The sequence below is a fragment of the Herbaspirillum sp. LeCh32-8 genome (assembly GCF_017814915.1).
Lineage (GTDB): Bacteria > Pseudomonadota > Gammaproteobacteria > Burkholderiales > Burkholderiaceae_D > Herbaspirillum.
In genome coordinates this window covers 92147-104825 of the sequence record NZ_JAGIPZ010000002.1, presented here as the reverse complement: position 1 = coordinate 104825, position 12679 = coordinate 92147, and the positions used below count along the sequence as shown (strand labels likewise).

At 63.3% G+C, this 12679-nt stretch carries 12 protein-coding genes; all 12 read right to left on the bottom strand.

The window, feature by feature from the left end; translation table 11 throughout:
* Positions 1-32 precede the first annotated feature (32 nt).
* The 12 genes from J8I26_RS05625 to J8I26_RS05570 all read right to left on the bottom strand — a co-directional run bounded on the left by J8I26_RS05625 (position 33) and on the right by J8I26_RS05570 (position 12679).
* Positions 33-1001 carry a sensor domain-containing diguanylate cyclase gene (locus J8I26_RS05625; RefSeq protein ID WP_209605789.1) on the bottom strand — a complete coding sequence of 323 codons (969 nt, stop codon included), beginning with the start codon at positions 999-1001 and terminating at the stop codon, positions 33-35.
* Between the two features lie 350 nt (positions 1002-1351).
* A complete protein-coding gene (locus J8I26_RS05620) occupies positions 1352-1747 on the bottom strand; it encodes a helix-hairpin-helix domain-containing protein (RefSeq protein WP_209605001.1) in 396 nt (131 codons plus the stop codon).
* Positions 1748-1875: 128 nt separating this feature from the next.
* A complete protein-coding gene (gene rfaE1, locus J8I26_RS05615; protein ID WP_209604999.1) occupies positions 1876-2805 on the bottom strand; it encodes a D-glycero-beta-D-manno-heptose-7-phosphate kinase in 930 nt (309 codons plus the stop codon).
* Positions 2806-2822: 17 nt separating this feature from the next.
* Positions 2823-4196 (bottom strand): UDP-glucose/GDP-mannose dehydrogenase family protein, encoded by a 1374-nt coding sequence (locus tag J8I26_RS05610; protein ID WP_209604995.1) that lies wholly within the window; start codon positions 4194-4196, stop codon positions 2823-2825.
* A 36-nt stretch (positions 4197-4232) separates the two neighbouring features.
* Positions 4233-5408, bottom strand: a complete 1176-nt coding sequence (lapB, locus tag J8I26_RS05605; RefSeq protein ID WP_209604988.1) for a lipopolysaccharide assembly protein LapB — start codon at positions 5406-5408, stop codon at positions 4233-4235.
* Positions 5409-5424: 16 nt separating this feature from the next.
* Positions 5425-5751: a LapA family protein gene (locus J8I26_RS05600; protein ID WP_209604987.1), complete on the bottom strand. Its 327-nt coding sequence runs from the start codon at positions 5749-5751 to the stop codon at positions 5425-5427.
* A gap of 277 nt (positions 5752-6028) precedes the next feature.
* Positions 6029-7132 carry a branched-chain amino acid ABC transporter substrate-binding protein gene (locus J8I26_RS05595; RefSeq protein ID WP_209604985.1) on the bottom strand — a complete coding sequence of 368 codons (1104 nt, stop codon included), beginning with the start codon at positions 7130-7132 and terminating at the stop codon, positions 6029-6031.
* A gap of 267 nt (positions 7133-7399) precedes the next feature.
* The gene (locus J8I26_RS05590; RefSeq protein ID WP_006462119.1) at positions 7400-7705 is read right to left on the bottom strand and encodes an integration host factor subunit beta; all 306 of its coding nucleotides are present in this window, start codon (positions 7703-7705) and stop codon (positions 7400-7402) included.
* Positions 7706-7718: 13 nt separating this feature from the next.
* Entirely contained in the window at positions 7719-9347 is a 1629-nt protein-coding gene (gene rpsA, locus J8I26_RS05585) for a 30S ribosomal protein S1 (protein WP_245200185.1), read from the bottom strand.
* Positions 9348-9654: 307 nt separating this feature from the next.
* Positions 9655-10323: a (d)CMP kinase gene (gene cmk, locus J8I26_RS05580; protein WP_209604981.1), complete on the bottom strand. Its 669-nt coding sequence runs from the start codon at positions 10321-10323 to the stop codon at positions 9655-9657.
* Between the two features lie 55 nt (positions 10324-10378).
* Entirely contained in the window at positions 10379-11710 is a 1332-nt protein-coding gene (gene aroA, locus J8I26_RS05575) for a 3-phosphoshikimate 1-carboxyvinyltransferase (RefSeq protein ID WP_209604979.1), read from the bottom strand.
* A gap of 81 nt (positions 11711-11791) precedes the next feature.
* Positions 11792-12679 (bottom strand): prephenate dehydrogenase/arogenate dehydrogenase family protein, encoded by an 888-nt coding sequence (locus tag J8I26_RS05570; RefSeq protein WP_209604977.1) that lies wholly within the window; start codon positions 12677-12679, stop codon positions 11792-11794.

Here is a 12679-nt window from a genome sequence, read left to right as displayed (position 1 = left end):
GACGGGCAAATGCGGTCAGGCTGAGGAAAGGATCAGCCGGCGCGACGCTGGCTCTTCTGGCCGTACATCAGCGCATCGGCGTTTTGCATCATGTCCTCCACGGACTGGTGCACCGCCGGGTCGAACTCGACCACGCCGACGCTGTACTGCAGGTCGTATTCCCGCAGCGCGTGCTGGTTGAACTGGTGCACGGCGCGCTCGAAATGCTTGAGCACGGGTTCGGCCTCGGCCATCGCGGTATTGGTCAGGAACACCGCGAACTCGTCGCCGCCCAGGCGACCGATGACGTCGGACTCACGGAAGTTGCCGGCCAGCAGCGAAGCGAAATTGACCAGCGCGGTATCGCCTTCGGCGTGGCCGAAGCGGTCGTTGATCTGTTTGAACTTGTCGAGGTCGAAATACAGCATGCAGGCCGGGCGCGAGACGCGCTTGCACAGCCCCAGCGCATGCTGGGCCAGCGCTTCGAAGCCGCGGCGATTGGACAGCTTGGTCAGGTCGTCGATGGTGGCCAGCCGCACTGCGGTGAGCTCCTGCTCGACCATGGCGGCCAGGTCGCGCAGCAGGGCACGGTCATCAGCGTCGAAGTCGCGCACCTTCATGTCCACCAGGCACAGGGTGCCGAGGTTGTAGCCGCTCTCGCTTCGAATCGGGCAGCCGGCATAAAAGCGAATGTAGGGCTCGCCGGTGACTTGGGGGTTACCCGAGAAGCGATCATCCTTGGTGGCGTCGTTGACTACGGTGATGTCGTCCTTGAGGATGGCATGCGAGCAGAAGGAGACCTCGCGCGTGGTTTCGGTGGCATCGCCCAGGCCGACGCAGGACTTGAACCACTGGCGATTGACGTCGATCAGCGTCACCACCGCAATGGGCACATCGAACAGGCGGCGCGCCAGCCGCGTCAGGCGGTCGAAGCGTTCTTCCGGAGGCGTGTCCAGGATATGCAGCGAATGCAGGGCTTCGATGCGGGCATCTTCATTGGCTGGGAGCTCGGCGATTTTCATGTTCATCTGCAATGGTTTGACGAGAAATACGCTTGCCTGACCGCAGTCCGGTATGCCCCTTTTTTATCCCGCCGCCTCGCGCCGAGCAAGGCCTTCGTCGGCGCCGACTCCCGCGCATCCCCCTTGATGACGGGTGCGGATGCATCAGGCGCTTGGCAGACATGGCGCAATCAGAGGCAGCCGCCGGTCTATGGCTTGACCAACTTTAACCTCAAATTTTTCGAGAAACAAGCCTTTAGTTGCCGAAGTGTCAGCATTCCACACACTGCCGCGTTGCCTCTTCGCGGCCGATCGACGCGCAAAAAAAATGGCAATCCGGAACAACCGGACTGCCATCGTCTGCCAGTAGATTATTTCTTGAGCATGTCGGACTTGCCGGCCTGGGCCACGGGCTGGGCAGCGACCTCCGCCTTCTCGCCTTTTTCCGCGCTCGCGGCCTTGCCGCCCTTGGCCGGCTTGCCCGCCTGCGCAACGCCCGGTTTGGATTGGCCGTTGACGGTCAGGCCATTGGCCGACAGCTTCGCGGCGCTCTTGTCCTTGACGCCCTTCACGCGGTTCTGCAGGTCGTCCCAGTCCTTGAAGCTGCCGCCCTTCTGGCGCTCGTCGAGGATGCGCTTGGACATCGCCGGGCCGATGCCGCGCACGCCATCCAGTGCCGCCTGGTCGGCCTTGTTGACGTCGACCTGGGCGAAGGCCAGGCCGGTTGCCAGGATGAATCCGATGAACATCAGGAATTTCTTCAGCATGTTGAATCCTTTCAGTAGGGGTCGAAAAACAAAAAGGCAGTGCATCGGAAGATGCCACTGCCTTTGCTCAACGACGCCCCGGAAGGATTGTTGACAGAAATTCAACTAGAAACGCGCCCGGAATGGGCTCAGCCCTCCAGCAACTCCTCACGCGTGACGGTCGCCGTACCCAGCTTGCCGACCACGATGCCGCCGGCGCGGTTGGCCATGGTGACCGCATCCACCAGCGGCGCGCCCGCACCCAGCATCACCGCCAAGGTGGCGATGACGGTGTCGCCGGCGCCGGAGACGTCGAACACTTCGCGCGCCATGGTCGGGAAATGCTGTACGTCGCCCTCGCGGTACAGGCTCATGCCTTCTTCGGAACGGGTCAGCAGCAGCGCTTCCAGGTTGAGTTGCTGACGCAGGTTCTGGGCACGCGCCGTGAGGTCGTCCTCGCCCTTCCACTGACCGACGATACGCACCATCTCGGACTTGTTGGGCGTGAGCACGGACGCGCCCGCATAGCGGCTGAAGTCGTCGCCCTTGGGGTCGACCAGGATGCGTTTGCCGAGCTTGCGCGCGACGGCGATCATCTCGGCCACGTTCACCAGGCTACCCTTGGCGTAATCGGAAAACACGATCACATCGTAGTTGGCCACCAGCGAGTTGAACTGGGTCAGCTTGTCGCGCAGCACGTCATCGGTGGGCGACTCCTCGAAGTCGATGCGCACCAGCTGCTGCTGGCGCCCGATCACGCGCAGCTTGACGATGGTCGCGATGCTGGCATCGCGGTTGAGGTGGCTGGCGATGCCCATCTCGCCCAGCATGCTTTCCATCACGCTGGCCGGCTCGTCGTCGCCGGTCACGCCCAACAGCGCCGTGCTGGCGCCCAGGCTGGCGGTATTGCGCGCGACGTTGGCGGCGCCGCCCAGGCGCTCTTCCCGGCGCTCCACGCGCACCACCGGCACCGGCGCTTCGGGAGAAATGCGGTTGACCTCGCCGAACCAGTAACGGTCCAGCATCACGTCGCCCACGATCAGGATGCGGGCGGAATCCCAGGCTGCGGCGATATCCATGCGGGTCCTCTTGTCGGTCAGGCGTTGGCGACCAGCGAACGGCCGATGCCGTAGTACTCGATGCCGCTGTCAGCCATCACTTGCGGCTCGAACAGGTTGCGGCCATCGAAGATCACCGGGTTCTTCAGCATCGCCTTCACGCGCTCGAAGTCGGGGCTGCGGAAGGCCTTCCACTCGGTCACGATGGCCAGCGCGTCGGCGTCCTGCAGCGCGTCGAGCGGGCTCTCGGCGAAGCGCACGCGCTCCAGCAGGGTTGGCTCATCGGCGAAGTCCAGCTTGATCACGCGTGCGGCTTCCTTCATCGCGACCGGATCGTAGACCGCCACGGTCGCGCCGCGACGCACCAGCTCGCCCACCAGCACGCGCGACGATGCTTCGCGCATGTCATCGGTATTGGGCTTGAAGGCCAGGCCCCAGATAGCGAAGTGCTTGCCGGCCAGGTTCTCGCCGAAGCGGGTGACCACCTTCTTGCCCAGCACGTGCTTTTGCAGGTTGTTGACCTTTTCCACCGATTGCAGGATCAGCAGTTCCTGGCCGTAGTCGCGCGCGGTGCGCTCCAGCGCCTGCACGTCCTTGGGGAAGCAGGAACCGCCGTAGCCGCAGCCGGCGTACAGGAAGCTGTGGCCGATGCGCGGATCGGAGCCGATGCCATGGCGCACCGCCTCGATGTCGGCGCCGACCTTGTCGGCCAGATTGGCCAGTTCGTTCATGAACGAAATACGCGTGGCCAGCATGGCGTTGGCGGCGTACTTGGTGAACTCGGCCGAGCGCACATCCATCCAGTAGGTGCGCTCGTGGTTGCGGTTGAACGGGGCGTAGAGCTTCTTCATCAGCGTTTGCGCACGCAGGCCTTGCGGGCTCTGGTCGTGGCCGATGACGATGCGGTCGGGACGCATGAAGTCTTCCACCGCGGCGCCTTCCTTCAGGAACTCGGGGTTGGAGACCACCGAAAAATCGGCGGCCTGGCCGCGCTTGGCGAGCTCGTCGGCGATCGCCGCCTTGACCTTGTCGGCGGTGCCGACCGGCACGGTGGACTTGTCCACCACCACCTTGAAGCCGTTCATGTGACGACCGATGCTCCGCGCCGCGGCCAGCACATATTGCAGGTCGGCCGAGCCGTCCTCGTCGGGCGGGGTGCCCACTGCGATGAACTGGATGTCGCCATGCGCCACGCTGGCGGCCACGTCGGTGGAAAACTGCAGGCGGCCGGCGGCGCGATTGCGCGCAACGACGTCTTCCAGCCCGGGTTCATGGATCGGTATGCCGCCATTGTTGAGGATGTCGACCTTGCTTTGGTCGACGTCCAGGCAGAACACGTCGTTGCCCAGCTCGGCCAGGCAAGCGCCGGTCACGAGGCCAACATAGCCGGTGCCGATAATGGTGATTTTCATGGTGGATCCAGTTCTTTCTTAGTGAGGCCCGTGGCCTCAATTCATGACATTCAGTTCTTCGGTGCGGCGCGGCGGGTAGGTTTCCCAGTGGCTGCAGCCGGGGCACTGCCAGTAGAACTGGCGCGCCTTGAAGCCGCAGTGGCTGCATTGGTAGCGCGCCAGTTTCTGGGTGTAACCGTGCACCAGCGTCTTGACCACCGCGAGCTCCGGCTGCACGTTCTGCGGCGCGGTCAGCATGCGCGCCTCGAGGAATTTGTCCAGGCCCAGCAAGGTGGGCGTGCGGCGCAGTTCATCGCTGACCAGGCTGTTGGCCGCATCCACGCCATTGGCGTCCAGCACGGCCTTGAAGGCGACTTCCAGCAGGTCGATCGACGGCGCCTCGGCCAAATAGGCGCGCAGCAGGTTGATGCCCTCTTGCGTGCGGCCGACGGCGAGGTAGCCGTCCATCAGGCGTTGCGCCACCAGCGCGGTGTGCGGCACGCTCTGGTGCTCGACCCGGCGCCAGGTTTCCAGCGCGCCTTCAATGTCGCCGCGGGCGCGCTGCGCGTCGCCCATCAGCATGGTGGCGCGCACGCTCTTGCGGTCCGCGGCCAGGGCCTTGTCCAGCAGCTCGATGGCGGCGTCGATGTTGGTGCGCACCAGCTCGTCGGCGGCCAGTTCGCAATAGAACTGGGCGATCTCGCGCTGGCGACCGCCGGCGCCGGTGGCCTGCAGGATCTCGGCGGCGGAAATGGCGCGCGCCCACTCCTTCTCGCGCTGGTAGATTTCCAGCAAGGCGCGACCGGCCTGGGCGCTGTACTGGGTATCGATCAGCTTGTTGAAGCTTTCCTCGGCGCGGTCCAGCAGGCCGGCCTTGAGGTAGTCCTGTCCCAGTTCGTAGAGCGCGTGGCCGTGGTGCTCGGCGGGCAGGTCCGGACGCGCGAGCAGGTTCTGGTGCACGCGAATGGCACGCTCGGTCTCGCCGCGGCGGCGGAACAGGTTGCCCAGCGCGAAATGCAGATCCACCGTTTCGGGATCGAGTTTGACGATCTCGATGAAGGCGTCGATGGCCTTGTCGGGCTGCTCATTGAGCAGGAAATTCAATCCCTTGAAATAGCCGCGCGGCAAGGTGCGCGACTCGGACAACAACTGGTTGATATCAACCCGCGCGGCAATCCATCCCAGTCCGAAAAAGACCGGGATGCCGAGCAACCACCAGAATTCAAATTCCATAAACAAGTCGGGAAAATCAGAGGATATGCTGCGCCGTGATCACGCTGTCGGGCTGCGGCGGCTGTGCCTGGGCCTGGGCGACCTCGTCCTGCTGCTTCTGGATCTGCGCCAGCGCCTTCTTGTAGCGCGCAGCCTCGCGGCGGTGGCGGAACATGATCGGGGTCATGGCCAGCACGCCCAGCACGGCGCCGACGGCGAAGAAGGCCAGCAGCACCAGCACCAGCGGATCGGTGCGTTCATAGCCGAGGAAGAGATGCATGGTCACTTCCTGGGTATTGCGCAGCGCGAAGAAAAAGAACAGGACGAACAGGACGGCCGCGATCAGTCTCGAGATTATCTTCATGGCGTAATCCTTTCGTGTAGTTATCAGCCGGCAGGAACCCAACCGGAACGGCAAAAGCGAAAGTGTGGAATTGTACGTGAAAAAAACCCCGTTCAAGCGCGCCGCCGGGCCTGCTGCGGGGAATTTACAGCCCGCCGGCGCCCTGGACATGGCTCGGCGGCGCCTGTTGCGCAGGCATCATCCCGCAGGCGGCGGCGCCCCGCACGCCTTCGCCGGTGCGGCCGGGCCCCGGCAGCAAGCCGGACACGCCGACGGCTCGCAACCGGCCGATCCAGCATTATTTGCTGTTCGTCACTTCCAGCGGCACCCAGGCCCCCTGCCGGATCTTGTAGATCGTATAGCGGGGATCCACCAGGTCGCCCTTGCCGTCGAAGGCAATGGTTCCGGTCACCCCGTTGTAACGGCCCTTGCGCAGCGCCGCCTGCACCGCCTGCGCGTCCCGGGACCCCGCGCGCTGCAAGGCATCCACCAGTACGTACACGGCGTCATAGGCAGCCGGCGTGTAGGGCGTGATGCGGGCGGTGGAGTCCTTGCTGAAATTCTTCTGGAAGACCTTATAGCCGGGCAGCTTTTCCAGCGGCGTGCCGGGCGAGACGGCGTACACGTCGATGCCGGCGGCTTCAGCCGCGCGCATGCTGTGCGGATCGATGGTGGCCTCGCCCAGGATCAGCTTGCCCGGATAGCCCAGCCGCGCCAAGCCGCCGACGAAGCCCTCGCCGTGAGTCAGTCCGTCCGCAAACAGGCGACCGGCATGGAAAATCAGATCCGGGTGCGTCTTGCGCACCAGATCCAGCACCGGGACAAAATTGGACGTCTTGCTGCTGATCGAGCCGCGCGACACCTGAAGGCCGGAATTGGTACGGACGTAAGTGGTGAACTGGTCCGCCATGCCGGCGCCGTAGCTGGTGGCGTCATCGATCACCAGAATGCGCTGGGCACGCAGCACGTTCACCGCATAGCGGCCGATGTAGCTGGAACGGTTGCCATCGTGGCCAACCATGCGAAATGCCGTCGACAATCCCAGCTGCGTGTATTGGCTGGCTGTCGCCGACGGGCTGATCTGGACGATGCCGGCATCGCTGTAGATCCTGGCGGCGGCGATGCTGGTGGCGCTGTTCCAGTGACCGATCACCCCTACCACCTTGGAAGAGACGAAATAGCGCGCCGTCAGCGCGGCGATGTTGGCATCTGCCTTGTCGTTCTGGTCGAGCAGCTTGAATTGCACCTTCTCACCGGCTACCTGCGGAGATCGGGCGTTGATTTCCTGGATGGCCATGAGCGCGGCATCCCGCGCGCTCTGCGCCGGCTCCTCGCTGAGCGGGCCGGCAAAGCCGATCAGGATCACTTTGGCGGGAGCCTGCGCAAATGCCGGCGTTGCCATGGCGCATGCGATGCCAAGCAGACCATTGCGCAGAAGCGGAAGCAAACCGCGACGGCCGAACAGGACGCAGGATTGTAAGCAGGACTGGAAAAGGGATCTCATGGCGGCGAATCCTCATCTTGTTTGCTTGGCTATATCTTATGCCAACCCGCCACGCTGCCCGCCAAACTCATCCTTGCCACCGCCCCGCTGTGGGCAACAAAAGACAAAGGGCGGACATGCATAAGCATGTCCGCCCTTCAAGATGCGCGGCTTTCGCCGATTGCCTCAGTCTTCCCTGATGGGTTGCCCCACCATGGCGTCCACCCGCTCGCGCAATTCCTTGCCCGGCTTGAAGTGAGGCACCCGTTTCTCGGGCACCATCACCTTGTCGCCGGACTTGGGATTACGGCCGATGCGCGGCGGACGACGATTCAGCGCAAAGCTGCCAAAACCACGGATCTCGATACGCTGGCCGGTCGCAAGTGCGTCGACCATGGCATCGAGGATGGTTTTGACCGCGTAATCCGCATCTTTAGCGACCAGCTGCGGATAACGCTCAGCCAAGCGGGCAATCAGCTCCGACTTTGTCATCGTGGACCGAAGATCAGTTCTTGTTGTCGAGCTTGGCCTTCAGCAGCGCGCCCAGGCTGGTGGTGCCCGAAGCAGCGTTGGAGTCAGCCGACATCTTCTGCATGGCTTCCTGAGTCTCGGCGTTGTCCTTAGCCTTGATCGACAGCTGGATGCTGCGAGCCTTGCGGTCGATGTTGATGACCAGGGCTTCGACGGAATCGCCAACCTTCAGGTGGGTACCGGCATCTTCCACGCGGTCGCGGGAGATTTCGGATGCACGCAGGTAGCCTTCGACTTCTTCGGTCAGCGCGATCACGGCGCCCTTCGGCTCCACCGACTTGACGGTACCGGTCACGATGGCGCCCTTGTCGTTCAGAGCTGCGAAGTTGTTGAACGGGTCGCCTTCCAGTTGCTTCACGCCCAGGGAAACGCGCTCGCGCTCGACGTCGATTGCCAGAACCACGGCTTCCAGCTCGTCGCCCTTCTTGAACTTGCGCACGGCTTCTTCGCCGGCTTCGGTCCAGGACAGGTCGGACAGGTGCACCAGACCGTCGATGTTGCCGGTCAGGCCGATGAACACGCCGAAGTCGGTGATCGACTTGATCGAACCCTTGACCTTGTCGCCCTTCTTGTGGCTCATGGCGAAGTCGTCCCACGGGTTCGGCTTGCACTGCTTCATGCCCAGGGAGATACGACGACGCTCTTCGTCGATTTCCAGAACCATGACTTCGACTTCGTCGCCCAGCTGGACAACCTTGTTCGGGGCCACGTTCTTGTTGGTCCAGTCCATTTCGGAGACGTGAACCAGGCCTTCGATGCCTTGTTCGACTTCAACGAACGCACCGTAGTCGGTCAGGTTGGTGACCTTGCCGAACAGGCGGGTGCCTTGCGGGTAACGACGCGACAGACCGGTCCACGGATCGTCGCCCAGTTGCTTGACGCCCAGCGAAACGCGGTTCTTCTCTTGATCGTACTTGAGGACCTTGGCGGTGATCTCTTGGCCAACCGACAGAACTTCCGACGGGTGACGCACGCGACGCCATGCCAGGTCGGTGATGTGCAGCAGGCCGTCGATGCCGCCCAGATCCACGAACGCACCGTAGTCGGTGATGTTCTTGACGATACCGGTGACGACGGTGCCTTCCTTCAGGGTTTCCATCAGCTTTGCGCGCTCTTCGCCCATCGAGGCTTCGATCACGGCGCGGCGCGACAGCACCACGTTGTTGCGCTTGCGGTCCAGCTTGATGACCTTGAATTCCAGGGTCTTGCCTTCGAACGGGGTGGTGTCCTTGACCGGACGGGTGTCGACCAGCGAACCCGGCAGGAAGGCACGGATGCCGTTGGTCAGAACGGTCAGGCCGCCCTTGACCTTGCCGTTGACGGTACCGGTCACGATCTCGCCGGACTCCATCGCCTTTTCCAGCGAGAGCCACGATGCCAGACGCTTGGCCTTGTCGCGCGACAGGATGGTGTCGCCGAAGCCGTTTTCCAGCGATTCGATCGCAACGGAGATGAAGTCGCCGACGTTGACTTCGACTTCGCCGTTATCGTTCTTGAATTCTTCAACAGGGATGAAAGCTTCGGACTTCAGGCCGGCGTTCACGATCACGAAGTTGTGATCCAGACGGACGACTTCTGCCGAAATGACTTCACCCGAACGCATGTCCTGACGCGACAGCGATTCTTCAAACAGAGCAGCAAATTCGCCGGAGGTATCAACACCTGCAGCGATAACGGTAGTGGTAGACATAAATGAAAATAATAGATTGGCCGGTATCCGTTCGATGCAATCGTCCTGACTTGCACTGCCGCCTTCGCATACGAGTTGCGCCGACGGCATGGAATATCGGGTTAGGTTTATCAACACCCGTCAGACTTTGCATCTGCCGGGCACCAACGGCACTACGGGTACAACTTACAACTGTCTTTCCTGCCCTTTATGGGGCCAAAGACGCCTGAAATCAAGCAGATCAATGGCCAAGGGCAGCGTACCAACTGAGCACCTGCTGCACCGCCTCGTCAGCGGTCATGTCGGAAGTATCCAGGTGATATGCGCCCTCCGCGGGCTTCAACGGCGCCGACGAGCGACTCATGTCGCGTTCATCGCGTTCCTTCAAATCCCGGGAAAGGTCTGCGATATTAGCAGAAAAACCCTTGTCAATCAATTGCTTATAGCGTCTTGTGGCGCGCGCTTCCACACTCGCGGTCAAAAACACCTTCAGGCGCGCATGGGGGAAGATCACCGTGCCCATGTCGCGGCCGTCGGCCACCAGGCCGGGCGGCTTGCGAAACCCCAGTTGCAGGCCGTACAGAGCCTGGCGCACTGTTATCAAAGCAGCAATCTTCGACGCCGTGTTGCCGACCTCTTCGGCACGGATGGCCTGGGTTACGTCCTCGTTGGCGAGGAAGATGTGGGCGCCGTCGAAATGACAATGCAGGTGCTCGGCCGACTTGGCCAGCGCGTGCTCGTCATCCAGCGCCACGCCCCGGCGCAGCACCGACAGCGCAGTCAGGCGGTACAGCGCGCCCGAATCGAGGTAATGAAAGCCCAGCTGCTGGGCCACCTTCTGCGCTACCGTGCCCTTGCCCGATGCGGTTGGGCCATCGATGGCGATGACCGGGATCTTTGATTTTTCCATGCAAGCACTGTCCGAGAAAATAATTTACGCGATGAATCCTGTTGAACAGGGTGTATCAGATCAGCGTTTGCTCGGCAATCTTTTTGAAGACCGCGAAGTAGTCCGGGAAGGTCTTGGCCACGCACTTGGGATCATTGATGCGGATGCGGTTGCCGCGGCGCAAGGCGCCGTCCAGCGATGCCAGCGAGAAACACATCGCCATGCGGTGGTCATCATAAGTATCGATGGCGGCCGCGCCGATCTCGGCCGGCGGCGTCACCTTCAGATAATCCTCGCCCTCTTCCACTTCGGCGCCCAGTTTGCGCAGCTCGGTCGCCATGGCGGCCAGGCGGTCGGTTTCCTTGACGCGCCAGCTGGCGATGTTGCGCAGCGTGCTGGTGCCGTCGGCGTACAGCGCGGCCACGGCGATGGTCATGGCGGCGTCGGGAATGTGATTGAAGTCGGTATCGATGGCCTTCAGCGGGCCGTTGGAAGAAGCCTCGATCCAGTTCTCGCCCATGGTGATGGTGGCGCCCATCTGCTCCAGCGCTTCGACGAAGCGCACGTCGCCCTGAATGCTGTCGCGGCCGACACCTTCGACGCGGATCGGGCCGCCGGCAATAGCGCCCGCAGCCAGGAAGTAGGACGCCGAGGAGGCGTCTCCTTCGACGTGGATCGTGCCGGGGCTGCGGTAATGCTGGCCCGGACGGATGGTGAACTGCTGCCAGCCGTCGCGCTCGACCTCGACGCCGAAGCGGCGCATCAGGTTCAGCGTGATCTCGATGTAGGGCTTGGAAATGAGCTCGCCGACCACCTCGATCTGCATCGGCTCTTCGCGGGCCATCAGCGGCGCAACCATCAGGAGCGCGGTCAGAAACTGGCTGGACACGTTGCCGCGCACCTTCATGCGGTTCGAGTTCAGTTGTCCGCGGCGGATGTGCAGCGGCGGATAGCCGGGATTGCCGGTGTAGTCGATGCGCATGCCCACCGCATTGAGGGCATCGACCAGGTCGCCGATGGGGCGCTCATGCATACGCGGCACGCCGTGCAGCGTGTAGTCGCCGCCCAGCACCGCCAGCGCGGCGGTCAGCGGACGGATCGCGGTGCCGGCGTTGCCCATGAACAAGTCGGCCTGGTGCACCGGCAGCACGCCGTTGACGCCGTGCACGATGTAATCCTGCGTGCCCTCGATCTGCTCCCACTTCACACCCAGGGTCTGCAACGCCATCAGCATGACCAGCGTGTCGTCGGAGGCCAGCAGGTCGAAGATGCGGGTGGTGCCGCCGGACAGCGCGGCCAGCAGCAGGATGCGGTTGGAGATGCTTTTCGAGCCCGGCAGCTTGACCGTGCCTTGCACGTGGGGCACCGGCTCCAGGTCGATATGGCGGGGGTAGGAAGGCTGTTTCATCGTGGTCCGGAATGAAGGTTGGTGTGGGGCGCAGCGCTTGCCGCCGCGCCCGGTCGATAAATCATTGTAGACGCCGGCGCATCAGGACGGCTTGCGTTCGGCCGCCTCGATCGCAGCGGCCCACTGCAGCCGCGCATGCTGGGCGCTGGCGTAAATCTTTTCCAGGGCCGCGCCGTCGCTGTCGGCGATCATCTTGCGCATCGACGTCAGCTGCGCCAAATAGGCGTCGACTTCAGTCAACAGCGCATCGCGGTTGGCCAGCGTGATGTCGCGCCACATTTCCGGCGAGGAACCGGCAATGCGCGTGAAATCCCGAAAGCCGCTGGCGGCGTACTGAAACAGCGTGGCTGCATGCGGCTTGCCGGCGATGTCGTCGACCAGCGCGAAAGCCAGCACGTGCGGCAGGTGGCTGACCGAGGCGAACACGGCGTCGTGCTCCTGCGGCGACAACCGATGGATGATCGCGCCGCAAGCCTGCCAGGCAGCGGCCACGCGCTCGACGTCGGCGACGTCATTCTCGGGCAAGGCCGTGATCACCACTTTCTTGCCCACGTACAGGTCGGCCAGCGCGGCCTCGGGGCCATGCTTCTCGCGCCCGGCAATCGGATGGCCCGGCACGAACTGCGCAATCTTGCCGCCCAGCGCGCTGCGCGCGGCGGCGACCACGTCGCTCTTGGTGCTGCCGGCGTCGGTGACGATGGCGCCCGGCGCCAGGTGCGGCGCGATGGCCGCCAAAATGCTTTCGGTCTGCGCCACCGGCGTGGCCAGCATGATCAGGTCGGCGCCGTCGACGGCTTGCGCCGCATCGGTGACGATCTCATCGATGATGCCCAGCTCGCGCGCGCGCGCCAGGCTTTCGGCGGAACGGCCGACGCCGACGATCCGCACGGCCCGTCCCGCCTGGCGCAAGGCCAGCGCGAAGGAACCGCCGATCAGGCCGACGCCGACAATGACAACTTTCTTGAACAC

Bases quoted from the DNA above. Each gene is read 5' to 3' on its own strand.
- cmk (WP_209604981.1), bottom strand. From the start codon at position 10,323: ATGGAAAAATCAAAGATCCCGGTCATCGCCATCGATGGCCCAACCGCA.
- J8I26_RS05610 (WP_209604995.1), bottom strand. From the start codon at position 4,196: ATGAAAATCACCATTATCGGCACCGGCTATGTTGGCCTCGTGACCGGC.
- aroA (WP_209604979.1), bottom strand. From the start codon at position 11,710: ATGAAACAGCCTTCCTACCCCCGCCATATCGACCTGGAGCCGGTGCCC.
- J8I26_RS05625 (WP_209605789.1), bottom strand. From the start codon at position 1,001: ATGAAAATCGCCGAGCTCCCAGCCAATGAAGATGCCCGCATCGAAGCC.
- J8I26_RS05620 (WP_209605001.1), bottom strand. From the start codon at position 1,747: ATGCTGAAGAAATTCCTGATGTTCATCGGATTCATCCTGGCAACCGGC.
- lapB (WP_209604988.1), bottom strand. From the start codon at position 5,408: ATGGAATTTGAATTCTGGTGGTTGCTCGGCATCCCGGTCTTTTTCGGA.
- J8I26_RS05590 (WP_006462119.1), bottom strand. From the start codon at position 7,705: ATGACAAAGTCGGAGCTGATTGCCCGCTTGGCTGAGCGTTATCCGCAG.
- J8I26_RS05595 (WP_209604985.1), bottom strand. From the start codon at position 7,132: ATGGCAACGCCGGCATTTGCGCAGGCTCCCGCCAAAGTGATCCTGATC.
- rfaE1 (WP_209604999.1), bottom strand. From the start codon at position 2,805: ATGGATATCGCCGCAGCCTGGGATTCCGCCCGCATCCTGATCGTGGGC.
- J8I26_RS05600 (WP_209604987.1), bottom strand. From the start codon at position 5,751: ATGAAGATAATCTCGAGACTGATCGCGGCCGTCCTGTTCGTCCTGTTC.
- rpsA (WP_245200185.1), bottom strand. From the start codon at position 9,347: ATGCGTTCGGGTGAAGTCATTTCGGCAGAAGTCGTCCGTCTGGATCAC.